The organism is Paenisporosarcina antarctica (assembly GCF_004367585.1).
In the GTDB taxonomy this organism is placed as follows: domain Bacteria; phylum Bacillota; class Bacilli; order Bacillales_A; family Planococcaceae; genus Paenisporosarcina; species Paenisporosarcina antarctica.
The window spans coordinates 3,084,259-3,107,440 of sequence record NZ_CP038015.1 but is presented as its reverse complement, the minus strand read 5'-3'; the positions used below and the strand labels follow the sequence as shown (position 1 = coordinate 3,107,440).

Here is a 23,182-nt window from a genome sequence, read left to right as displayed (position 1 = left end):
TTAACAACTGCCGCTTTTTTCTGTAGATAAAAAAAGTCGATTCTCTAGTTAACCAAGAGGTTAGGAACTTAGGATTGGCAAGACTGTGGTGTGTTTAATTTCACGCAGAGCAAGGCTTGTTTGTATGCGTGAAATGCCTAGTTTATTAAGTTTCCTAATAAATTCTTGAAGTTCCCGACGATTTTTGTTCGCTACTTTTAATAAGTAATCATATTCCCCTGTTAGACACTGGCATTCCAACACTTCTGACATGGTTTCTAAGTTATTTTCTAGTATTTCTAGTTGTTCAGCTTGGTGAATATCTGTGCTAATGAAAATATAGCATAAGAGGTCAAAACCTAATTTCTGTTGATCCAGAATTGCGACTTGTCTTATGATGAATCCTTCAGTTTCTAGTCGTTTAATGCGTGCATGTGTGGCAGGTGGAGATAAATTAACACGTCGTCCAAGTTCGGCATTGCTGATATTCGCTTGTCTTTGCAAAATATCGAGAATTTGAAGGTCAATTGTATCGAGCAATTTACTAGTTAGTGGTTCCATATAGGTAGTCCCTTTCATGTTTATTCCAAATAACCTACTTATAATTTGTTGAAACAGAATAAAATAAGTTATTTTAATTATATACTTTCAATTGTTTTGAAATCAATGTGAATCACGAAATAATGTGTGGTGAATTCAACTTCAATGATAAAATTAGTTTATCGTATTGAAGGAGTTGGATGACATGCCATATATATATTATCTTTTATTGTTATTTACAAGTTTGTTATGGGGAGGAAACTTTGTTGTTGGAAAATCTTTAGTGGAGCACGCTTCTCCTGTGACGTTAACAACATTAAGATGGTTGATTGCAGTTATTTGTCTTATTCCAATTGTTTGGTGGAAGGAAAAAAGCCTACTGCCTTCAAGAAAAGCCGTCATTCCATTAATATTAATGGGGATAACGGGGGTTGTGTTATTTAATATATTTCAATTTCTTGCGTTAGACTTCACGTCAGCAACCAATGTTGGGTTGATTTCAACGTTAAATATGTTTTCAATTGCGCTGTTTTCGTTCCTGTTTATAAAAGAGAAAATTAATGCTTTGCAGTTAGGTTCAATGTTGATTTCATTTACAGGTGTACTTTTAGTTCTTTCTAATGGACAAATCAAATTACTGTTTTCAATTGGGTTTAATAAAGGGGACTTATTGATGCTTGCAGCAGTGTGTGTGTTTGGATTGTATTCGGTCTTTAGTAAGTGGGCAATGAAAGAAACGACGCCATTAAAGGCGACGCTATATTCTGGGGTTTTCGGAGTGATTGTGTTAATTCCATTTAATGTGCGTGATTTTACCATTACAAACGTGGATGCTTCATTTGTGCAATCAATTTTATATACTGGAGTAGTATCGACGGTAGTATGTATGTTGTTATGGAACATCGGCGTCCAAAAATTGGGTGCAACGACTTCAGGGATTTTCTTGAATTTCAATCCTATTTTCACTGCAATTATTGCTTTTATATGGTTAGGGGAGAAAATGACTTGGATTCAAGGTGTAGGAAGTCTGGTTGTAATTGCTGGAAGCTTTTTGTTTACTTACTTTAAACAGAAGCCTAAATCGTTCCTGACTTTACCTAGAATACATAGAAATAAGAATCTTCCTGTTCCTTTAGTAAGTGAGCAATTAAAAATATGAGAAGAAGTATACGAACCTCAGTCATATAGCGTGACTGAGGTTCGTTTAGTTTTATATTATTTCGTTGCTATTGCATCAATTTCTGCAGTCAATTTCACTAATTCATCAACTAGTTCACCAATGTAAGCAATTGTGTCGCGAAGCGGTTGTTCAGTTGTGATATCGACGCCTGCCATTTGAGCAAGTTCAACTGGTGACTTAGTTCCGCCTGCTTGAAGAACTTCTAACCACTGAGCTACTGCAGGTTCGCCTTCTTTTAATATGCGTTTTGATACTTGAGTTGAAATCGTTAACCCTGCACTATATGTGTAAGGATATAAACCCATGTAGTAATGAGGTTGACGCATCCAAGTCAATTCTGCGCCTGGTGTGATTTCGACAGCATCTCCCCAGAATTCTTCTAAGACACCACGTTTGATGTCATTTAAAATGCCTGCATTGACGTTATGACCAGCATTGACTCTTTCGTAAACTTGACGTTGGTACGCGGCTTCGAGTAAATGTGTCACGAAATTATGATAATACGTGCGAGCTACGATTGAAGAGATGACCCAACGCTTAAATTTAGGATCTTCCGAGTTTTTAAGTAAGTGGTTCGCCATTAACATTTCATTCATCGTAGACGGAGCCTCGATAAAGTATAACGATGGGCGAGAATTAAAGACATTTTGTTTTTTATGGGCATTATAGAAATGACCTGCATGTCCAAGTTCATGTGCTAATACAAACACTTCATTCATACGGCTTGACCATGAAATCAAAATATAAGGGTGTGCGCCATATGGACTTGAACAAAAAGCACCCGTAGATTTGCCGTTATTTTGTGCGAAGTCAATCCAACGTTCATCAAATGCACGGTTGACCATATTTAAATAGTCGTCACCCATAATCGCAAGTGCATCGTTCATGTATTTTTTTGATTCTTCAACTGAAATCTTTGGTTCATATGAAGGATCTAAAGGGATTTTTAAATCTGCAAATGTCATTTCCTCTAAGCCGTGAACGCCTTGAAGAAGTTTTGCATATTTACGCATATGTGGAGCAAGTTCGCTCATGATTAAATCAATTTGACGATTATATAATGATTGATCGACTTCTTGACCAAACAATAAAGAATCGAAAATGTTATCAAAACCACGTAAGTCGGCAGTAGTCTTTTCGATTTGTAATTTCATATCATAGGTTTTTGCTGTTGTATGTTGGTAGTTTTTCAATTGATTAGAGAATGCTTTGAATGCTTCTCGACGTACATCAGTATCTATTTCTGCTTCCCAGTCGCCTTCAAATAACACATAGCTTAACGGGTATTTCTTACCGTTTACTTCAAAATCTTCAAATGATAAATCAACCATTTTGGTTGTGTTATACAATTCATAAGGACCTGCGAATGAAGAAGAGTAAGCGGCTAATGTTTTTTCGACCTCAGGATGAAGCTGATGAGGCTTGCGGCGAATCAATTTTTGTAAGTAAAAACCAAATTCTCTCGAGTTTTTCATTGCAGCTTCTAACACTTCTACTGGTAATTCTAGTAGTTCGCTATCCACAAACGATAACTTACTGCTTAAATTTGCTGCTACTGACCCAAATTTTGCTGAGCGCATTTGCGCATCGCTATCTGTTTGGTCCGTGCTGTATGCAAGACTTGCATAAGTACCCACGGGAACAAATTTTTCATATATTTTTGCATATTGTATAAGCACATTTTCAGCAGCTTGAGCATTTTTAATATTGCCTCTAAATTGATTGTAGAAAGAATCCACTACTTTTTCAAGATTTACAAGAGCAGCTTGATATGCTTCTTCTGATATAAATAAATCTTGTAAATTCCACGTTTCATCTGTATTAACTTGTGAACGCGTAGGTAAACTTTGAACCATAATATCTCTCCTCTTTATAACGGATATCGAACTATTAATAAGTATAGCTATATTTATTGAAAAATTCACTCTTTTTAACAATTAGTAAAGGGGTTTTATTCCATTTTAAAGCAAGGAAAGGGAATGTGTGTTTATACAGGTTTTATAAAAATGTGATAATTCTAAATTATTCGGGTATTAATAGTTGGAGCTATTTATTTTGACGGACGGTTATCAATACTATAAGATTATCAATACCAAGTAAGTTTATCTGAATTAGGAGGAATGAAAGTGAAAAAAATTAGTTATTTACTATTATTGCTACTTACAGCTGTGTTCGTGTTATCAGCTTGTGGAGCTGCAAAAGAAGATAAGGCAACAAAAGATGACAACAATACAGGGGCTACAGAAAGTGATTTATTAGCTAAAGTTCAAGAGGACGGGGAATTAGTAATCGGTACAGAAGGAACGTACCCGCCATTTACTTTCCATGATAAAACTGGTAAATTAACTGGTTTTGACGTTGAAATTGCTGAAGAAATTGCATCACGATTAGGCGTTGAAGCTAAATTTATGGAAACGCAATGGGATGCAATGTTTGCGGGACTCGACTCAAAACGGTTTGATATGATTTCCAACCAAGTAGGTATTAATGAAGAACGTATGGAGAAATATGATTTCTCTGACCCATATATTTCATCTGTAGCTGTTTTAGTAACACATGCAGATAATGCAGATGTAAAAAGCTTCGAAGATATTGAAGGTTTAAAATCAGCACAATCCTTGACAAGTAACTATGCTGAAATAGCTAAATCAAATGGTGCTGAATTAGTAGGGGTTGATGGATTTAATCAAGCAATCGAATTGTTAAACTCAAAACGCGTAGATGTAACGATTAATGATAATTTATCAGTTTTAGATTTCTTAAAACAAAAACCAGATGCAGACATCCAAATTGTCGACGAAGCTAACGATGCAGCACAAAGTGGGTTGATGTTTAATAAAGGGAACGAAACATTAGTAGAAGCAGTAAATGAAGCGTTAAACGAAATGATTGAAGACGGCACATACGATAAAATTTCAGATAAATGGTTCGGCGAAAATGTTTTGGAATAATTTCTCCATCGATCCTGAAAAGATGGAGCGGTACTTAGATATCGCACAATCATCCCTCCTGCCATTGCTGGAGGGTGCTCTTGTATATACGCTTCCTTTATCACTTATTACTTTCGTTTTGGGACTTATATTAGCTGTACTCACAGCTATTGCCAGAATATCAACAGTTAAACCTTTGCAATGGATTGCACGATTTTATGTTTCTGCGATTCGTGGTACACCGTTGTTAGTTCAACTATTTATTCTGTTTTATGGGTTGCCATCAGTTGGAATTGTTATTGATCCATTTCCTGCGGCTGTTATTGGCTTTTCATTAAACGTAGGGGCTTACGCTTCTGAAGTTATTCGTGCAGCTATTTTATCCATTCCAAAAGGGCAGTGGGAAGCTGCACATATGATTGGGATGTCATATTCTCAATCGTTGCGACGCGTTATTTTACCGCAAGCGACACGGGTTTCTATTCCTCCTCTATCAAATACATTCATTAGTTTAGTGAAAGATACATCTTTGGCTTCCTTAATACTTGTGACGGAGATGTTTAGACGGGCACAAGAAATTGCAGCTACTAACTATGAATTTTTACTTTTGTATACGGAGGTAGCCATTATTTATTGGATTATTTGTTTCTTCCTTTCGCTTATCCAAGGTCGATTGGAACATCGTTTCGATCGCTATGTATCGAGATAATATAAATGGATGAAGAAGAAAGGAGCATCAGATGATTTCAATAAACGGATTACACAAACAATTTGGGGATCTTGAAGTATTAAAAGGTATTGATTTACAAGTCAACAAAGGCCAAGTAATTGTAGTCATTGGTCCTTCTGGATCAGGCAAAACGACGTTACTACGATGTTTGAACATATTAGAAGTTCCAACATCAGGTAGCATTAAAATTGATGATCAAACAGCTGATTTCTCTAAAGCAGTAGGTAAAAGAAAAGTAGATTTACTAAGAAGACAGTCTGCAATGGTTTTTCAACACTATAATCTATTTCCTCATATGACCGCTCTTCAAAATGTCATGGAAGGTCCGATTATCGTGAAGAAGACGCCAAAAGCTGAAGCCTTAAAGAAAGCTCAGGAGTTGTTAAATAAAGTGGGGCTTGGTGACAAGCATGATTTTTTCCCTCATCAATTGTCTGGTGGGCAACAGCAACGTGTCGGAATCGCGAGAGCGCTAGCATTGGAACCGAAAGTGATGTTATTTGATGAACCAACTTCTGCATTAGACCCGGAGCTTGTAGGAGAAGTGTTGCAAGTTATGAAAGACTTAGCTGGCGAAGGTATTACGATGATCGTTGTCACACACGAAATGCGATTTGCCAAGGACGTAGCTGACGAAGTTATCTTTATGGACCAAGGTAAAATTATCGAACGCAGTAACCCTAGTGATATGTTTACACAGCCGAAAGAAGAACGTACAAGACAATTCTTAAACTTGATTCAATAGGAAATTCAATTTAATAAAGAAAAAAGCGATTGTTCATAGAGAACAATCGCTTTTTTGTATATGTAGGAAGCATAGCGGTTAGATTATCAGTAGTAAAAGTGCTTTGACCAAATCTCACATATTTAGTTGCGAAGGATGATATAGACCATATACACAATGTAGGAAAGAGCTAGGAATAATCCTTCTCGTTTTCCGATTGTAAAATGAGTTAGAGCGAAAATTAATACAATCACGGTAAAGGCAATTAGAATAATCATGTCTGTAAACAAAGCGCTGTTCACTCCGATTGGAGAAATGGTGGCAGATGCCCCCAACACAAAAAGAATATTGAATATGTTACTACCGATAATATTACCTAGCGCAATTTCACTCTCCTTTTTTAAGGCAGCAATAATGGATGTGACAAGCTCAGGCAAAGATGTACCAACTGCCACAATCGTTAAGCCAACAAGGGCTTCGCTCATACCAAGAGAAAGGGCGATGTCTGTACTATTTTTAACGACTAAATCTCCTCCAAATACAATCGCTGCAAGACCAGCTAAAGTGAAAGTTCCATTTTTGAACCAACTTTTATCTTTTTCAGCTATGTGAGGTTGTATCTCTTCCACATCATTTCTGCTTTTTCGTGCAAGTTCGTAAACATAATAAAGAAAGACCGCGAAGATTAATAAAAGAATAATGCCATCACTGCGAGTCAAAAGGTTCGAAGTAAAGTTTTGTAAAAAGGTGTCGGCCATTAACACGAGTAAAGTAATGCCGGCCAGGAATGAGAACGGAATTTCTTTCCGAATCGTTTGGCTTTTTACAACTAGGGGTGCAATAATTGCAGTCATACCTAAAACAAAGAGCGTATTAAACATATTACTTCCCATCACGTTTCCAAGTGACACATCATCGTTGCCATTCAACGCAGCAATAATACTGACCGTCGCCTCAGGAGAACTTGTTCCGAAAGACACGATGGTCAGACCAACAAGGATAGGTGGTACACGAAGGATCGCCGAAATATTTGAAGCGCCCTTCACAAAATAGTCGGCCCCTATGATAAGTAAAGCAAAACCAACTATTAATAATAGATATGTCATCATAAAACCTACTTTTTTTATTTAATGTTATCAAATTGTTAGTCCATTATGCCATTGATAAGCTGTTTGATTTGAATCAAGAGTCAATTATTGCTTAAACTACTGAGGAAGGAGGAGTTTCTATTATGAACAATTTTCGAGTAGAGCACGATTCCATAGGTGAAATTCAAGTACCTGCTGATAAAATGTGGGGTGCACAAACACAACGTAGTAAAGAAAATTTTGTAATTGGTACTGAATTGATGCCTATAGAATTAATTCATGCATTTGCTGTTTTGAAGAAAGCATGTGCGAAAGTGAATCATGAATTAGGCAATTTAAGCGAGATAAAAATGCTGGCGATTTCACGTGTGGCTAATGAAATTCAACATGGGAAATGGGATGACCACTTTCCGTTAGTCGTTTGGCAAACGGGAAGTGGTACACAATCAAATATGAATGTGAATGAAGTAATTGCGTATCGCGGAAATCAATTGTTGAAAGACGATGGAAGTGACGAGAGACTTCATCCAAATGATGATGTGAATAAATCCCAAAGTTCAAATGACACTTTCCCTACAGCCATGCATATTGCGGCTGTAAAAGTTGTTCAGACACTGTTGTTGCCAGAGCTAACACGTCTTCGAAATACATTTAGTAATCAAGAAGAGGAATTTAAGGACATTATTAAAATAGGTCGAACACATTTGCAAGATGCCACACCATTAACGTTAGGGCAAGAAATCAGTGGTTGGAACCATATGGTGGTTAAAAGTGAAGAGATGATTCGCGAAAGCCTTATTCACGTGGCCGAACTTGCCATTGGTGGGACAGCTGTTGGTACTGGTATTAATGCTCATGCAGAGTTTGGTATACGTGTAGCTACTGAAGTGAGTGCTGAAACTGGCTTTACGTTTGTGTCTTCGGAGAATAAATTTCATGCGCTTACGAGCCACGATCAATTAGTGTATTCGCACGGTGCACTGAAAGCATTGGCTGCTAATATGATGAAGATTGCAAATGACGTTCGTTGGTTAGCGAGTGGACCTAGAAGTGGGATTGGAGAAATTACGATACCTGCAAATGAGCCTGGTAGCTCCATTATGCCAGGAAAGGTCAATCCAACACAAAGTGAAGCGATAACGATGGTTGCGACACAAGTCGTGGGCAATGATGCGACAATCGGATTTGCGGCAAGCCAAGGAAACTTCGAACTGAATGTTTTTAAGCCGGTTATTATTTATAACTTTATACAATCAGTACGTTTACTAAGTGACAGTGTGCGAAGCTTCCATGATCATTGCGTTAGTGGGATAAAACCAAATATGGAGAAACTTTCACATAACGTCAGTAATTCGTTAATGCTGGTGACTGCATTAAACCCACATATCGGTTATGAAAATGCAGCGAAAATTGCTAAGCAAGCACATGAAAATGGAACAACATTAAAGCAGTCCGCACTTCAAAGTGGATTGATAACAGAAGAAGATTTCGACCGTATAGTCGATCCTTCAAAAATGATTAAATAAACTCGCATTGGAAATTTTAGGTGATTTTAGCTTATAACCAAAACAAAAATAGTTTAACCTAAATTATTAGGTGGGGAAATTAGGGTTCTTTGTCAAATGACGTTGGTGTGGAATTTTAGTCGGCTATAATAGATTTATTTATTTGTCGCGGGACTGTCTAAAAAGTCACTAAAACAGCTTTTTTACGGCATTTTTTTATGTAGTTTTTCAAGTATCCCGTTGCTTTCCGTTCCAGCGCACTTTCATGTTTCGAAGCTAGCGTAGCGATGCAGAAACAGATGGACGCTTTCCGCGGGCACGGCTTCAGCCTCCTCGTCGCGAAAAACACGCTTCTGTGGGGTCTTCAGCTCGCGCTTTTCCCGCTGGAAAGATATTGGACGAACTGCCATTCGTCCAATATCTTTGCGACGAGTAACCGCAGGAGCATATGTTTTCTCGCCATCTTGCACTCCAAGCAACTAAAATTGCACGTTAAAATTAGATAAGAATATAATGGATTGCCTGATCCAGTGAAATGCTTAAAAGTAGGATTAAGCTGCTTTTGAGCGTAATTGTTTTTGTTTGCTTTGTTTCGCAGCTTGGTTAATCAAGCGTGGAACAGTTGTAGGTAAGTCCCTTCTTTTATGAAGTTTTCTTCAAAAGTAATGTTTGGGTCTTAAATATCGAGTAAAGATTTAATACGATTAGAATGTAAAAAATGAGTTCCCTCCTGGATTATGGTTTTGGTCGACTTTTATTCTACAGGGAGTCTCACTTGTCTTCTATATCTATTTGAACTTATGTTTACTATATTCTCTTAGCTGACTTCCGTGCAGAGCGGCGACTCTGGTGGGATTAGCGTGACAGGTGAGACCCCACAGGAGCACGGTTTTGGCGACGAGGAGGCTCACAGCACGCCTCACGGAACGCGTTCGCTCGGAACGGAAATCAGCGTGTATATGGATTCTTTAAGTTTCATAGCTATTTATAAAAAAATGATAGTAGTGAAATTCCATCCCTTTCTCCTGTTTTATCGAGAAGGAAATTTTATTTCAATAACGTCATATATTGTACAACCAAAATTAGGGTGAATAGGAATAAAACATATTTGAATGGGATTAAATCAATTTGAAACGGAATAACTGCAATCGAACGGGATTAAAGCATTCCTAAACAGGAATAAACTTAATTAAACGGGAATAAACAAAAGAGGGTGAGCTAAGTGACGAAGTGTCACAAAGACCATCCTCTTTATTCTTTATACAGCAAGTAGGCTTCTTCAAGAGAGACGTGCAAACTCATCTGCATCAGTAAGAGATTACTAAAATGATTGTTAATTTAAATCACTTGGAAATTTCTGTGCTTCTTCAGAAACGACAAATGCGAGATCATCATTGCCAAATAATTGGAGTACGTCAATGAGTGTGCTTGACTCAATATCTAAATCCATAGGCTCGTTGTTTTCGATAATTGTTTTGATGGCTTCATTGGGTCCTTGAGCTGGGTAAGCTTTTTGATAAAGTGAAAAGGGGTCAATGTCATGATTTTGGCACCACTGCACAAATAGTTGGATCATGACTTGTTCATCTTCTTGATATTTTTGAATAATATATTCCGTTATTTTTTGGTCCATTGTCACGTACTCCTTTAGTTTGAGATGATGAAATATATAAGAAAATAACGATAAAGAATGAGTTTGTACCCGTAATTCGTACATCGTATCATTTTTGGGGGTAGGGGCTCAAACCTTTGAGTGCAGTGTGACAAGAAAAAGGGTAAGATAAGATAATATCAGTTTGAAATGGGTGAGGAAATGAAAGAACATACAGATAGTAATTTACACGATTTAAAACCAAGAATAGTAGAATTAAAGGATTTACCAAACTTACTAGCTTTGCAAAAAATTGCGATAGCTCATTTGGAGTCCAAAGATGTACTGCAACCTTCAACTGTAGAGGAATTTGAATTTATTTTTAGTGGTAACGGGTTCATACTGGGCTTGTTTGACGGGAATAAATTGATAGCTTTTCGTGTCATGGTCGTTCTTCCATTAGATGTAGAGCATTTAGGATTAGATGCTGGGCTATCTAGTGAGACATTGGAACGTGTCATTTATCAGGACTTGTCTATTGTACATCCACATTATCGTGGAAAAGGGCTTCAAAAGAAGATGGGTGAGATGGTGATGGCTAAAGTTGATCAATCTCGCTTTGATTATGTCTTTGCAACAGTTGCACCGTTTAACATTCCAAGTCTTAAAGACAAATTTGCATTAGGCCTGCACATTGTTGCTTTGAAACTAAAATACGAAGGCAAACTTCGATATGTGTTTATGAAAAAGTTACATGAAGAGCAACTTGTCGACACTAGTATAGAAGGACGACTAATTGCGATGGATGACACCCAGATGCAACAACAGACTTTGAGTGAAGGTTTTATTGGAGTAAGTATGATAAACGAAAATGGATGGTTCATTCAATACTGTAAGAATTGTTGACGTAAGGAATAAAGATAAAGTAAGCATCTCCAAAAGGATGTGCTTACTTAAACCATCCTTTTTCTTTAAATCTTGAAATCGCTTCAATGCGATTACTGACGTCCAATTTATCTAATATTACGGAAATATAGTTTCTGACAGTTCCAGTTGTAATGTACATTTGACTTGCAATTTCCTTCGTGTTTTTTCCGTCTGCAATGAGTTCTAGAACTTGGTGCTCACGCTCAGTTAAAGGGTTATCTTCGCCACTAAAAGCAAGGTCTATAAGTTCAGGAGCATAGACGCGACGTCCTTCCATAATACTACGGATGGATTTAGCTAAATCTTCACTCGGACTGTCTTTTAATAAATATCCCATAACATTTGCTTTTCGTGCTCGCTCAAAGTACCCTGAACGAGCAAAAGTAGTGAGAATGATTACTTTGCATTCATGTTCCTTTAACTCTTCAGCAGCATCTAAACCAGTTTTGGAAGGCATTTCAATATCCATGATGCAGACATCTGGATTTAGTTGGTGAACCAAAGTAAGAACTTCAACTCCGTTAGAAGCTTTTCCAACAACCTCCATGTCATCCTCCAAATCTAGTAATGAACCAAGTGCACCAAGTAACATACGTTGATCTTCTGCTAGTACAATACGAATCATGATAATTCCTCCTTAACCGATTGTAAGATGACGTGTGGGATACGAATATTAAGGGTTGTGCCACCAACTCCTGAAATTTCTAATAACCCATTAACGAACTCTAAACGTTCTTTCATTCCGCGTAACCCATTTCCTTCTGAAAATTGGGTATGCGCCTCAAATCCAATTCCATTATCTTGTATTTGAAGAAATAATTCATTTTGTGTTTGTTTAATCAATACATGACAAAATGTGGCGTTACTATGTTTTACAACATTAGTGACCGCTTCTTTTAAACACATACTTAACACATTTTCAACGAGCAAAGGTGTATCTCTTAACCCTGGATTTCCTTTTACACGAAAATCAATTTCAGCTGCTTTTAAGATTTGTTGTACACGTAAAAGTTCATCTTCTAATTTACCTGCGCGCATATTAGAAACAAGTTCACGCACTTCTTTTAACGCAATACGGGCGGTGTAGTTAATATCACGAAGCTCAGCTTTTGCTCGAAGAGGATCTTTTTCGATGACTTTGCTCGCTAAATCACTTTTTAACCCTATTAAAGATAGCTTTTGTCCTAATGTATCGTGTAAATCCCGCGCAATTCGTTGACGTTCCTGAATGACAAGCAATTTTGAAATCCGTTTGTTAGCATCTTCTAATTGACCTTCAAGCTGCTCTTGTTTATTACGATTGTACGAATTAAAAGGCAATAAAATAACGCCAATTACACCGATTAGAATAAAAGGGAACTGAGATACAAATATATCGGACTGAGTGAAAAATCCAATACTAACAGACACAATCGTTGTGACGAGGTGAACGACATACATCGTGATAAATCCTGCTTTGTTACGAATGTTGCCGATAAAAAAGGCTAAGAATAAAGAAAAGTAAAGGTATCCAAACAAGATGATTAACGTAATGCTAATGGCAATTTGACAAGCAATCCAAACGTACATGCGCCAGCCTCTAGAAATGAATGATTGTCGATAGGTTAAAAAGAATGCTAATACTAAAAGTAATCCTAGAAAACTTTCCGATGGTGAATACGATTTGAAAATATAGAACAATGGTAAAACACAAAATATAATCCAAATATAAATACTGACATAAGGGTTTTTAGGGAAAATTTGATACCAATTTTGCATATATACCTCCATAATTTCATGAACAATAGACTTGAGAATAGTATAACAGACAGAAAAACCATTCCTTTAGCGGAATGGTTTTTCGTGTATGTAATTTATCTTAATATGAATGCTTATTCATGGGAACTTACTTAATCTAATTATAATATTTGATGAACAAAGCAATCTTCAAGTTAACAATATTATATGGGCAACTGGTTTTAATTCAACTGTTTTACTTATAAAGCCTGGATAACTTTAAAAAAGGTAAATGTTTAAAGAGAGCGAACTGAGGAAATATTGCATAGACAGTTTGTTCCCGGTTTTTCTGTAGGAAAGTATATTACAAAATAAAAGCAATTTGATTTAGTCAAGTCAATTATGTATAGAAGATAACCGAAAGAGAATGAGGTGATCATCGTGGGGCACAATCACTTGAGTGATCAAAGAGAAGGAAATAAAAAAGGGCTCATCATTGCACTCACTATTACTACAGGTATTATGGTATTAGAATTTTTTGGTGGACTTTTCACAAACAGCTTAGCATTGTTATCTGACAGCGGTCACATGCTTTCCGACGCAAGTTCTCTTGCATTAAGTCTTGTAGCCTTATGGTTTGCCAATCGGCCGCCATCTCCTAGTAAGACATATGGCTATTACAGGTTTGAAATTCTTGCTGCCTTGTTCAATGGCATCACGTTATTTTTAATTTCAGGCTTCATTATTTACGAGGCCATTCAGCGTTTTAACGAACCCCCATCGGTCTCGAGCGGTACCATGATTTTGATTGCATGTATTGGACTAATCGCCAACGCACTCAGTGCTTTTTCTCTACTGAAAAAAGCAGATGTAAAGGGAAACATTAATATGAAGAGCGCATATGTGCACATAATCGGCGATGCCCTTGGATCAGTTGGTGCAATCGTTGCAGGTATCTTCATGTTGGCATTTGATTGGTACATTGCGGACCCTATAATCTCCGTCCTTGTAGCTCTCTTAATTCTTAAAAGTGCTTGGGGAGTTCTTAAGCAAAGCATTCACATTTTGATGGAAGGCACACCTTCCACATTGGATAAAGACGAGACATTGCAACTGCTAAAGGATATTGATGGAGTTCTTGATGTACATGATCTACATATTTGGACTATTACTTCCGGTATGGATTCGTTAAGTTGCCATATAGTCATAAATGAAAATGAAGATGAACAAGTCATTCTGCAAAGAGCCATTCATTTAGTCCTCGATAGATATAAAATTGAGCACACTACCATTCAAATTGAAAAACCTAACCTTATACATCCCGAACTGCACATTTAATTTAATTGTGATGATTATTATTACTAAATTAAGTGGTAAGTCGCATTTTGCTGTAGAAATCACATCAAAGTTATGCATATAAAAACGCCTTATCGCACATTGAATTTCTGATAAGGCGTTTGATATTTTGTTTTTTAGCAGAAGCTTCTTTAAATACTTTTGCAATCGTTCTCTTCTTCAATAAACAGGCAGTTTTGTTTAACGTACGATTATCTGACCTGACCCATTTCTGGAATATGTTAAATCGAATGTGAAATCTATTCGTCACCTATACAATGAACCAAAGTGTATTGAAGAAATATCAGAGATTTTTTCCTGAAGAACTTTGAATAAATGTAAATAACCTACCTATGATTGGGACAAGGTTTCCCTTGCTACGAATATAAGAGCTCCAGCGAGCGACGGGCGTACACATGCCGAAGGGAATTGAAGGATTATCTGAAAAATACGAAAAACACCGATTGCAGTGACAATGTCACTGCAATCGGTGTCTTATAAAGTTTTTGTTTAATTTTGATTAGAAGTTTTAGCATTTAACAAATGCTTAACATCTTTAAATGTAACGAACGTTTTCTTCGATTCATCATATAGACGGAAATTAAACGATTTCAAACTTGTTTTCAAGTTTATAGTTGTTGCTTGGTGAAGTGGTGGTGAAGACTCATGTGCCTGTTCTAATTTATAGTTCGGAATACGTGGGCTTAAATGGTGCACATGGTGATAACCAATGTTACCAGTTAACCATTGAAGTACTTTTGGTAATTTATAAAATGAACTGCCGTCAACCGCAGCTTTTACGTAATCCCATTCTTCTTCTTCTACGAAGTACGAATCTTCAAATTGGTGTTGAACATAAAATAACCAAATACCAAGTGATCCTGCAACAATCAATAGAGTCCCTTGAATGATTGCGAATGCTTGGATGCCAACTAACCAAATCATGAAGCCATACAAAGCAACGATTGCTACGTTGATTAAGTACGTATTCATTTTTTCTTTTTTACGTGCATCTTTACGATTGAAACGGTTTGAAACTAAATATAAAAATAATGGACCTAAACCGAACATCACAAGTGGATTGCGATATAAACGGTAACCGAATCGACGACCTGGTGAAGCTTCAATATACTCATCAATCGTCATAACCCATACATCGCCAGTTCCGCGTTTGTCTAAGTTACTGCTTGTTGCATGATGAATAGAATGATCACGTTTCCACTTTTCGAAGGCGAAAAGGGTAATGATTCCAGTAATGGTTCCTAAAATTGCATTTGCCTTTTTACTTTTAAAGAATGAACCATGGGTACAATCGTGAAAAATGATGAAAATTCGAATGACAAACCCTGATGCTACTATCGCTAATGCTACTGTAAGGAATACTGAAATTTCTAAACTCTGATAAGCCAAGAACCAAAGGATGAAAAATGGGGGAATCGAGTTAATGATTTGTTTTACACTTGCTGTCGTATCAGATTTTTCAAATGGTGCTATTAATTTGCGTAACTGCATTGTTTTTTCTTTACTCATAACGTCCTCCTGGAAAAAATATATTTGAATTTTTTTACTAAAAATCTTGTTACATTAAGAATAGGGATTAGGAGCAGATAATAAAAGACATAAACGTCAAGTGACAACCATGACAAGTGTCATATAGGTCATGTTGTTTAGTAGATAGAAGGTACTTAACCATTTTTTTGTGATTATCATTAATCGATACGAAATATTTGAGATAATCAAACTTATTAGATAAGTTTCCCTACTTTTCTTAAGATATTTAGGATTAAAAAATGTAACGTACGTATGCTACAGTAATACATAGAGTTTAGATAGGAGTGAACAATTTTGACTAAATTATTAGATGTGAAAAAATTTATTGGGTTAATTGAAAAAGAAGCTGACATCATTATTCCAATTGCAAATGGTGAGCCAATTCGCTTATTGGATATTTTAGAAGAACATGCAAGTGAATTAAATGGTGTGAAAATTCATCAAATGTTGGCGCTGCACCCTCGGAAATATATTATGGGTGAGATGCCAGGACAACTAACACATGTGTCTTATTTTTTAAGTGGAGCAACGCGAAAAACCTACCAACAAGCTAAAATAGACTTAGTACCAAATAATTTTCATGAAGTTCCACGCATGCTGTCAAAAGTAACTAAGATGTCGATGATTTTTTCAGTAGCTACGCCAATGGACGAGCATGGCTATTTTTCGCTAGGCACACAAGCCGATTATATAGCCGAGTTTATTGGGAAAGTTCCCTTCGTATTAGAAGTGAATCGCAATATGCCGCGTACTTTTGGACATAACCAAATTCATATTAGTCAAATTGCTGGATACGTGGAGCACGATACTCCATTAGCTGAAGAAGTAGTTCCTGAAATAGGGGAAAAAGATATGCGAATTGCGGAAAAAGTAGCTGCTGATATTCAAGATGGAGATACACTTCAAATCGGAATAGGATCAGTTCCAAATGCAGTAATGAGTTTATTGAAAAACCATAGAAATCTCGGTATACATACAGAAATGTTGCCAGATGGAATTGTAGACTTATTCGAAGCAGGTGCTATTGATGGCACGAAAAAATTCACCAATAAAGGTAAAATTGTTGCAACATTCGCATATGGAACAAAGCGTTTGTATGACTTTATTCATAACAACTCTACTATAGAGTTTTTACCTGTAAGTATAGTCAACGATCCTCGTGAAATTGCCAAAGAAGAGAATATTGTATCCATTAACGCGACAACTGAAGTTGATTTATTTGGTCAATGTGCATCCGAAACGGTCGGTGGAAAATATTATTCATCCAGTGGAGGGCAAATTGATTTTGCGCGAGGAGTACGTTTTGCGGAAAATGGAAAAGGTTTTATTTGTATGCATTCCACAGCCAAAAATGACACGATTTCTAGAATTAAACTGGATTTAACACCAGGCTCGGTTGTGACAACTGGTAAAAATGATGTTGATAACGTCGTAACCGAATACGGTATCGCGCGTCTTCATGGTCGATCTATCAGTGATCGCGCGAAACAATTAATTAGTATCGCACATCCAAAATTCAGAGACGAACTAACTGAACAAGCACTTGAAAGAGGCATTATTAGAAAGTAAAAAGTATGACTATTTATGAAGTATAAAGTGCTAGGCGTCTTGAGTTCAGTATAAACTCAAGTTGCCTAGCACTTATTTATCTTTTTGAATCTAAAAGCAGAATTTATTTTAATTGAAACTATTTCCAATTAAAAACGTAAATACAAGTAATAAGTGAAGAGATTTTAAAAGTGTAAACAAATTATGACACAGAAATCTTTTTGAAATAGTAAAAAAGAGGTGAATTATGGTAACCGTCGCGATAGTTATGTTCTCTATAATTGCAATTTTTGGAATTATTACGGAATACATGAAAGACAATAATAAGGTGAAAGCTAAAATGCTAAATGTGGAGTTAGAACTTGAAAAGGTGAAACAGGAAAATTTTGTTGTAGAAACTGAAAAAATGAGACTAGAACTAGAAAAAATGAAGTTGGATTATACGAAGACGGAAGATCCAGTATTGTTAGCGATACAAGATAAAACTAAAATGTTGTAGTTAATTAAATAAAATGACTCAAAACATCGTTATATAACGACGTTTTGAGTCATTTTTACTATTGAGGTCACCTTGATACATATTGCTTTGAAAATCAGCGAATTTGTTGCTCACTCCATAACCATAGACCTTTTGCGAGATATGGGTCTTGTGCGAGCTTTGACATAGGAGCTTCTTTCATTTGATAAAAATACCGTCCACTTACAGTAGATAGTTCTTCGCTAGTTGCTAAAAATACTGCAGTACGTGCACCTTGTGTTGGAGTCAAAAAGAAGGGTTTTAACAATTTAACTAAAATGCGTCCGAAATCGGTTTTTCGATCAATCCCTATATTTGTTGAAACAGCTCCAGGATGTACCGCATTTATCGTCACGTTCGTTCCTTCTAGTATTTTAGTGAACTCATGCATAAAGAGTAAATTTGCTAATTTAGAACGACCATATCCTTTCATTACATTATATCCACGGGACATGTCCATATTCTGTATATCTATTTTGCCCCATTTGTGAGCACCAGAAGAGACCACGATAACTCGTCCTTGTACTGAGCGTTTCAAGTCATCCAACAGTAATTGTGTTAAATAAAAATGACCTAAGTGATTTACCCCTAGCTGGGCTTCGTGTCCTTCTGAAGTGATTTCACGCTTAATATTTACGACACCAGCATTATTAATGAGGACATCTACATGATCAAACTTTGCATGGAAAGTATCTGTGAATTTCCGAATGCTTTCGAATGAACCAAGATCTCCATTGATAAGTTCAATTGAACTTGATTGACTTTGTGAGATTGCATCTTTTAATGCTATAAGTCCTTTTTGCTCATTACGGCACATCATTACGACATGAAATCCTTGTTTAGCAAGTTCAATCGTTGTGGCAAGACCCATTCCAGAGTTTGCCCCAGTTACAATAGCAATTTTCTTCATCTCAAGTTCACCTCATTTTAGTGAAGAGCAGGTACTAAGAATAGACGTTTAATATAGCTGCCCTTGTTTGTATAAAACGGTAGATAGACGAGTGACTGAGTGAATATAGCAATTTTGACGAAGTGGGAAAGGATCACCGAAATATTGTGGAAGAATACCATCTAAAGTGTGCTTCATTTTCTCGAATAATTGATTATGGACTTGTTCCTCTGTGTAGAATTGTGTTTCGCGACCTTGTAACCATTCTAAATAAGAAACAATGACACCACCTGCATTCGCTAAAATATCAGGGATGATAATTACTCCTTTATTACTTAAATAATCATCAGCTTCTTGAGTAGTTGGAGCATTTGCACCTTCAACAATGATGCGCGCTTTTACTTCTGTTTTATTTTGATCATGTAATTGGTTTTCAAGTGCTGCTAAAAATAATACATCGACATTCATCGTTAAAATATCTTCGCGTGATTGAATTTCGGCACGTACGCTTATTTCTGTTAGCTGTTCTACAGATGTTGGCAAGTCGCCTTGATTGTTCGCAATAAAGTCAATAAGTGCAGGGATATCTAGTCCATCAGCGTTAAATAAAGTCACATTGCGGTCACTAACAGCAACAACTTTATTGTGAATATACTTACACTGAGATGCTTCTAATGCAGTAACTGCACCGACGTTCCCAAATCCTTGGACGGCTACAGTCAAGGGGCGATTCATGAAATCGAGAGCAGTTTTGGCAAATGGATTTGTTGAAGTTGCCAATGCCTTTTCATTTGCTATGACATAGTCATGCAATAAATAGCGGAATGAAAAGTATACGCCTTTCCCTGTAGCTTCACGACGACCTAAAGAGCCGCCATTTACAATGCTTTTTCCTGTGAAACTGCCTAGGTACTGACTTCCTGGATTAATTTTTTTATACTCAGCCATCATCCAATCCATTTCACGTTCTCCTGAGCCAACATCAGGTGCTGGAATATCTTTATCTGGTCCTAATACGTTATTGAAATAGCGTACGTAATTTACACAAATGAGTTGTAATTCTTTTTCTGAAAATTCTTTAGGATTGATGGAGATACCGCCTTTGCTCCCTCCAAAAGGAACGTTATGAAGGGCGTTTTTTAACGTCATTAAAAATGCTAAATTAACAACATCCTCTTCATTAACCGTCTCATGAAAACGGATTCCTCCTTTATAAGGACCTAAAGCATCGTTGTGATGAACGCGGTATGAAGGAATTCGTACTACTTCTCCGCCCTCTAACGCGACGCGTAAAAATGATTTATGTATTTGATTCGGTGTGGAAAGAATGGCATTGAGGGAAGTGAATGCTGTTTTGCGCATATCACCTTGTAATTCAGGTAAAAATGATTCATTTCCTAATAATGCATTTAATGATTGTTGAACAATTGACCGTGTTTGTTCTTCCATGTATTGCACCTCCGGTAATAATATCGTCTAGTCTATTTATACCCTAACGAGGCCGATGTAATCATTCAAAAGGATAGAAATTATTCTTTGCTTAAAGAATAATTTACTGAACTTTCATACGGATTAGTTCCTATCTATTGTCTATCTTAACTTTTTAAAATGGGTCTCTTTCCAAAAAAAATAGACAGTTTATCCATATCGTCCATTGAATGACTCTCTTCATTTTACAGTGTGTCTAATGATAGGAAGAAGTTGGTAAGATATAATATTAATGTAGTCTGAATATTGAAACAAATATGCAGAAGGTAATTAAAATGTTGATTTTGACATATAGAGATATAGCTTAGAAAAATTATGAAAATAGACAATTTATCCATACGGGTAATTAGACAAGATTTCAACGAAATTGAAAGGAGTTGAAAGTATGCAAACTGAACAAAAGAATCAGTTAGAGGAAAAAGATGAAAAATATCTTTGGCATTCGATGAAAAAATACAATCCTTCCACAATGGTTGTCAAATCTGGCCAAGGAGCATGGATTACGGATACAGAGGGGAATAAATATTTAGATGGCATGTCTGGTTTATGGTCAGTGAACGTTGGTTATGGAAGAAAAGAATTAGCGGAAGCTGCGTACGAACAGCTACAAGAATTACCTTTTTATCCTTTAACACAAAGTCATCTTCCTGCAATTAAATTAGGGGAAAAGTTGAACGAGTGGTTAGGTGATGAGTATGTTATTTTCTTTTCAAACAGTGGTTCAGAAGCAAATGAGGTAGCATTTAAAATTGCGAGACAATACCATCAACAAAATGGGGATCACGGACGATACAAGATAATTTCACGTTATCGTTCTTATCACGGGAGTTCAATGGCAGCGCTTTCAGCGACAGGTCAGGCTCAAAGGAAATACAAATATGAGCCATTGGCACAGGGGTTCTTACATGTAACTCCACCTGACAGTTATCGCTTTCCAGATTATCATACGGCAAAATCATTTAGCAAAGCATGTGCAGAAGAAATTGATCGTACGATGAAGTGGGAACTGTCTAACACCATTGCTGCAGTAATATTGGAACCAATTATTACGGGTGGTGGTGTTCTTATTGCGGATGAAGATTATATGAAGCAAGTAAAAGGTATTTGTGAAGAAAACGGGGCCTTATTGATTTGTGATGAAGTCATTTGTGGTTTTGGGCGTACTGGTAAAGCTTTTGGTTTTATGAATTATGATGTCAAACCAGATATTATTACAATGGCAAAAGGTCTAACCAGCTCGTATCTTCCTTTATCTGCAACGGCTGTGAAACGTGAGATTTACGAAGCGTTTAAAGGGACAGATGACTATGAACATTTCCGCCATATTAATACGTTTGGAGGAAATCCTGCTGCATGTGCTGTAGCCCTTAAAAACTTAGAAATTATTGAAAGAGAAAACCTAATTGAACAATCAAGTCGTCTAGGAATTAGATTATTAAGTGAATTGGCTGAACTCAATAGTCATCCAAATGTAGGAGATATTCGTGGTAAGGGATTATTAATCGGTGTTGAGTTAGTAGAAGATAAAGAATCGAAAAAACCACTAGAATTGAAAAAAGTGAATGAAATGATTGCCGCATGCAAAGCAAAAGGACTTATTATCGGAAAAAATGGTGATACCGTAGAAGGCTATAACAATGTTCTCACTTTAGCTCCACCGTTAAGCATGACTGAAGATGAGTTTACATTCCTTGTTAGAGTGTTTAAAGAAGTCATACATTCACTTTAACAGGCGAATATTTCTACTTATATCTAAGGATGAATCTTTCTTATTTAAGCCTTAGTCTGAGAATGATTAAGGCTTTTGTTTGCTAATGTAAGAAATAATAACAATTAATAAAGGAAAACCGGATTCTATAACGAATGTAAGTAAAGTGTATTACCACTTAATAAAGTCAGAATGTTGAATTTTTTCAGTGATTACATGATGGTTATAAAGAAGGACTGTTCTACGATTTCTGTTTAATAAATAATACATGTTTACATGACGATATTAAATTTAGAAAAGGGGACTTTGTATATGACTAATAAAGTGAAAATTGGGTTAATTCAAGCATCCAATGATGTTGATGGAAATGAACCTGTTCAGCTTCATAAAGATAAAGCAATTGAAAAGCATATTAAATTAGTAAGAGATGCCGCCGCTAAAGGTGCTCAAATTATTTGTTTACAGGAAATATTTTATGGACCCTATTTTTGTACAGAGCAAAATTCGAAATGGTATGAAGCTGCAGAAGAAGTACCAAACGGACCAACGACGATTCAATTCCAGGCGTTAGCTAAAGAGCTAGGAACGGTTATTGTTTTACCAATTTATGAACGAGACGGTATTGCTACTTACTACAACACAGCAGCTGTCATTGATGCGGATGGTTCTTATCTAGGTAAATACCGTAAACATCATATTCCACAAGTCAATGTAGGGAATGATGGAAATGGATTCTGGGAGAAATATTACTTTAAGCCAGGGAATTTAGGGTATCCCGTCTTTGATACTCAGTTTGCAAAAGTAGGCGTATATATTTGTTATGATCGCCATTTCCCAGAAGGTGCAAGACTACTAGGTTTGAATGGAGCTGAAATTGTTTTTAATCCTTCAGCGACTGTAGCGGGACTATCGGAATATTTATGGAAACTAGAACAACCAGCTCATGCCGTTGCCAATGGTTACTATGTAGGGGCAATTAACCGTGTGGGAACAGAAGGTCCTTGGAATCTTGGAGAGTTTTATGGTCAGTCATATTTAGTTGACCCAAGAGGAAGCATGGTATCAATTGGTAGTCGTGATCAAGATGAAGTTGTTATTGGCGTAATGGACAAGGCACTGATTAGAGAAGTACGCAACACTTGGCAATTTTTTAGGGATCGTCGACCGGAAACGTATGGAGCAATGTCAAGTATCAATGAGTAAATTCTTAATTACTTAAGATAATAGCTCAATTAC

Annotated in this window: 20 protein-coding genes; 11 read left to right on the top strand and 9 right to left on the bottom strand. The window is 36.6% G+C overall.

Annotated features, from left to right (window positions below):
• Nucleotides 1–60: 60 nt before the first annotated feature.
• Nucleotides 61–540, bottom strand: a complete 480-nt coding sequence (locus E2636_RS14925; RefSeq protein ID WP_134210918.1) for an Lrp/AsnC family transcriptional regulator — start codon at nt 538–540, stop codon at nt 61–63.
• A gap of 184 nt (nt 541–724) precedes the next feature.
• Between E2636_RS14925 and E2636_RS14920 the strand changes: the two genes are divergently transcribed.
• The gene (locus tag E2636_RS14920) at nt 725–1,678 is read left to right on the top strand and encodes a DMT family transporter (RefSeq protein WP_134210917.1); all 954 of its coding nucleotides are present in this window, start codon (nt 725–727) and stop codon (nt 1,676–1,678) included.
• A gap of 56 nt (nt 1,679–1,734) precedes the next feature.
• Here the strand turns inward: E2636_RS14920 and pepF are convergent, their stop codons facing one another.
• A complete protein-coding gene (gene pepF, locus E2636_RS14915; protein WP_134210916.1) occupies nt 1,735–3,555 on the bottom strand; it encodes an oligoendopeptidase F in 1,821 nt (606 codons plus the stop codon).
• Between the two features lie 270 nt (nt 3,556–3,825).
• On the opposite strand from pepF, the gene E2636_RS14910 reads away from it, so the two are divergent.
• From E2636_RS14910 to E2636_RS14900, 3 genes are read left to right on the top strand one after another with little or no spacing between them, the layout of a single operon-like run.
• Nucleotides 3,826–4,650, top strand: a complete 825-nt coding sequence (locus E2636_RS14910) for an amino acid ABC transporter substrate-binding protein (RefSeq protein ID WP_134210915.1) — start codon at nt 3,826–3,828, stop codon at nt 4,648–4,650.
• Nucleotides 4,637–5,338, top strand: coding sequence for an amino acid ABC transporter permease (locus E2636_RS14905; protein WP_134210914.1), 702 nt, complete (start codon nt 4,637–4,639; stop codon nt 5,336–5,338). The genes E2636_RS14910 and E2636_RS14905 overlap by 14 nt, the downstream gene beginning before the upstream one ends.
• 31 nt (nt 5,339–5,369) lie before the next feature.
• Nucleotides 5,370–6,104, top strand: coding sequence for an amino acid ABC transporter ATP-binding protein (locus E2636_RS14900; protein WP_134210913.1), 735 nt, complete (start codon nt 5,370–5,372; stop codon nt 6,102–6,104).
• 122 nt (nt 6,105–6,226) lie between these two features.
• On the opposite strand, the gene E2636_RS14895 is transcribed toward E2636_RS14900, so the two are convergent.
• The gene (locus tag E2636_RS14895; protein ID WP_134210912.1) at nt 6,227–7,189 is read right to left on the bottom strand and encodes a calcium/sodium antiporter; all 963 of its coding nucleotides are present in this window, start codon (nt 7,187–7,189) and stop codon (nt 6,227–6,229) included.
• A 125-nt stretch (nt 7,190–7,314) separates the two neighbouring features.
• Here E2636_RS14895 and fumC point away from each other — a divergent pair, with 125 nt between their 5' ends.
• Nucleotides 7,315–8,697: a class II fumarate hydratase gene (gene fumC / locus E2636_RS14890; protein ID WP_134210911.1), complete on the top strand. Its 1,383-nt coding sequence runs from the start codon at nt 7,315–7,317 to the stop codon at nt 8,695–8,697.
• A 1,312-nt stretch (nt 8,698–10,009) separates the two neighbouring features.
• Here fumC and E2636_RS14885 read toward each other — a convergent pair.
• Nucleotides 10,010–10,309 carry a protein YxiS gene (locus tag E2636_RS14885; RefSeq protein ID WP_134210910.1) on the bottom strand — a complete coding sequence of 100 codons (300 nt, stop codon included), beginning with the start codon at nt 10,307–10,309 and terminating at the stop codon, nt 10,010–10,012.
• Nucleotides 10,310–10,489: 180 nt separating this feature from the next.
• Here E2636_RS14885 and E2636_RS14880 point away from each other — a divergent pair, with 180 nt between their 5' ends.
• Nucleotides 10,490–11,173, top strand: coding sequence for an N-acetyltransferase (locus tag E2636_RS14880; RefSeq protein WP_243840664.1), 684 nt, complete (start codon nt 10,490–10,492; stop codon nt 11,171–11,173).
• Nucleotides 11,174–11,216: 43 nt separating this feature from the next.
• On the opposite strand, the gene E2636_RS14875 is transcribed toward E2636_RS14880, so the two are convergent.
• Complete coding sequence (locus tag E2636_RS14875) at nt 11,217–11,819, bottom strand: response regulator transcription factor (RefSeq protein WP_134210908.1); 603 nt, start codon at nt 11,817–11,819, stop codon at nt 11,217–11,219.
• Nucleotides 11,816–12,952, bottom strand: a complete 1,137-nt coding sequence (locus E2636_RS14870) for a sensor histidine kinase (RefSeq protein WP_134210907.1) — start codon at nt 12,950–12,952, stop codon at nt 11,816–11,818. Before E2636_RS14870 ends, E2636_RS14875 begins: the two co-directional genes overlap by 4 nt.
• A gap of 414 nt (nt 12,953–13,366) precedes the next feature.
• Here E2636_RS14870 and E2636_RS14865 point away from each other — a divergent pair, with 414 nt between their 5' ends.
• Nucleotides 13,367–14,248, top strand: coding sequence for a cation diffusion facilitator family transporter (locus tag E2636_RS14865; RefSeq protein ID WP_243840663.1), 882 nt, complete (start codon nt 13,367–13,369; stop codon nt 14,246–14,248).
• 507 nt (nt 14,249–14,755) lie between these two features.
• Here E2636_RS14865 and E2636_RS14860 read toward each other — a convergent pair.
• Nucleotides 14,756–15,775, bottom strand: a complete 1,020-nt coding sequence (locus tag E2636_RS14860; protein WP_134210906.1) for a Delta(5) desaturase DesA — start codon at nt 15,773–15,775, stop codon at nt 14,756–14,758.
• A 315-nt stretch (nt 15,776–16,090) separates the two neighbouring features.
• Between E2636_RS14860 and E2636_RS14855 the strand changes: the two genes are divergently transcribed.
• Both E2636_RS14855 and E2636_RS14850 read left to right on the top strand, forming a co-directional pair.
• Nucleotides 16,091–17,365 (top strand): acetyl-CoA hydrolase/transferase family protein, encoded by a 1,275-nt coding sequence (locus tag E2636_RS14855; RefSeq protein WP_134210905.1) that lies wholly within the window; start codon nt 16,091–16,093, stop codon nt 17,363–17,365.
• Nucleotides 17,366–17,591: 226 nt separating this feature from the next.
• Nucleotides 17,592–17,843: a hypothetical protein gene (locus E2636_RS14850; RefSeq protein ID WP_134210904.1), complete on the top strand. Its 252-nt coding sequence runs from the start codon at nt 17,592–17,594 to the stop codon at nt 17,841–17,843.
• A gap of 94 nt (nt 17,844–17,937) precedes the next feature.
• Here the strand turns inward: E2636_RS14850 and E2636_RS14845 are convergent, their stop codons facing one another.
• Nucleotides 17,938–18,771 (bottom strand): SDR family oxidoreductase, encoded by an 834-nt coding sequence (locus tag E2636_RS14845; protein ID WP_134210903.1) that lies wholly within the window; start codon nt 18,769–18,771, stop codon nt 17,938–17,940.
• A gap of 48 nt (nt 18,772–18,819) precedes the next feature.
• On the bottom strand, nt 18,820–20,199 hold the full coding sequence (locus tag E2636_RS14840; protein WP_134210902.1) for a Glu/Leu/Phe/Val family dehydrogenase: 1,380 nt from the start codon (nt 20,197–20,199) through the stop codon (nt 18,820–18,822).
• Nucleotides 20,200–20,623: 424 nt separating this feature from the next.
• On the opposite strand from E2636_RS14840, the gene E2636_RS14835 reads away from it, so the two are divergent.
• Nucleotides 20,624–21,967 carry an aspartate aminotransferase family protein gene (locus E2636_RS14835; protein ID WP_134210901.1) on the top strand — a complete coding sequence of 448 codons (1,344 nt, stop codon included), beginning with the start codon at nt 20,624–20,626 and terminating at the stop codon, nt 21,965–21,967.
• A gap of 291 nt (nt 21,968–22,258) precedes the next feature.
• A complete protein-coding gene (locus E2636_RS14830) occupies nt 22,259–23,149 on the top strand; it encodes a nitrilase-related carbon-nitrogen hydrolase (protein WP_134210900.1) in 891 nt (296 codons plus the stop codon).
• Nucleotides 23,150–23,182: the final 33 nt, after the last annotated feature.

Bases quoted from the DNA above. Each gene is read 5' to 3' on its own strand.
- E2636_RS14925 (WP_134210918.1), bottom strand. From the start codon at position 540: ATGGAACCACTAACTAGTAAATTGCTCGATACAATTGACCTTCAAATT.
- E2636_RS14920 (WP_134210917.1), top strand. From the start codon at position 725: ATGCCATATATATATTATCTTTTATTGTTATTTACAAGTTTGTTATGG.
- pepF (WP_134210916.1), bottom strand. From the start codon at position 3,555: ATGGTTCAAAGTTTACCTACGCGTTCACAAGTTAATACAGATGAAACG.
- E2636_RS14905 (WP_134210914.1), top strand. From the start codon at position 4,637: ATGTTTTGGAATAATTTCTCCATCGATCCTGAAAAGATGGAGCGGTAC.
- E2636_RS14900 (WP_134210913.1), top strand. From the start codon at position 5,370: ATGATTTCAATAAACGGATTACACAAACAATTTGGGGATCTTGAAGTA.
- E2636_RS14895 (WP_134210912.1), bottom strand. From the start codon at position 7,189: ATGACATATCTATTATTAATAGTTGGTTTTGCTTTACTTATCATAGGG.
- fumC (WP_134210911.1), top strand. From the start codon at position 7,315: ATGAACAATTTTCGAGTAGAGCACGATTCCATAGGTGAAATTCAAGTA.
- E2636_RS14885 (WP_134210910.1), bottom strand. From the start codon at position 10,309: ATGGACCAAAAAATAACGGAATATATTATTCAAAAATATCAAGAAGAT.
- E2636_RS14880 (WP_243840664.1), top strand. From the start codon at position 10,490: ATGAAAGAACATACAGATAGTAATTTACACGATTTAAAACCAAGAATA.
- E2636_RS14875 (WP_134210908.1), bottom strand. From the start codon at position 11,819: ATGATTCGTATTGTACTAGCAGAAGATCAACGTATGTTACTTGGTGCA.
- E2636_RS14870 (WP_134210907.1), bottom strand. From the start codon at position 12,952: ATGCAAAATTGGTATCAAATTTTCCCTAAAAACCCTTATGTCAGTATT.
- E2636_RS14860 (WP_134210906.1), bottom strand. From the start codon at position 15,775: ATGAGTAAAGAAAAAACAATGCAGTTACGCAAATTAATAGCACCATTT.
- E2636_RS14850 (WP_134210904.1), top strand. From the start codon at position 17,592: ATGGTAACCGTCGCGATAGTTATGTTCTCTATAATTGCAATTTTTGGA.
- E2636_RS14845 (WP_134210903.1), bottom strand. From the start codon at position 18,771: ATGAAGAAAATTGCTATTGTAACTGGGGCAAACTCTGGAATGGGTCTT.
- E2636_RS14840 (WP_134210902.1), bottom strand. From the start codon at position 20,199: ATGGAAGAACAAACACGGTCAATTGTTCAACAATCATTAAATGCATTA.
- E2636_RS14835 (WP_134210901.1), top strand. From the start codon at position 20,624: ATGCAAACTGAACAAAAGAATCAGTTAGAGGAAAAAGATGAAAAATAT.
- E2636_RS14830 (WP_134210900.1), top strand. From the start codon at position 22,259: ATGACTAATAAAGTGAAAATTGGGTTAATTCAAGCATCCAATGATGTT.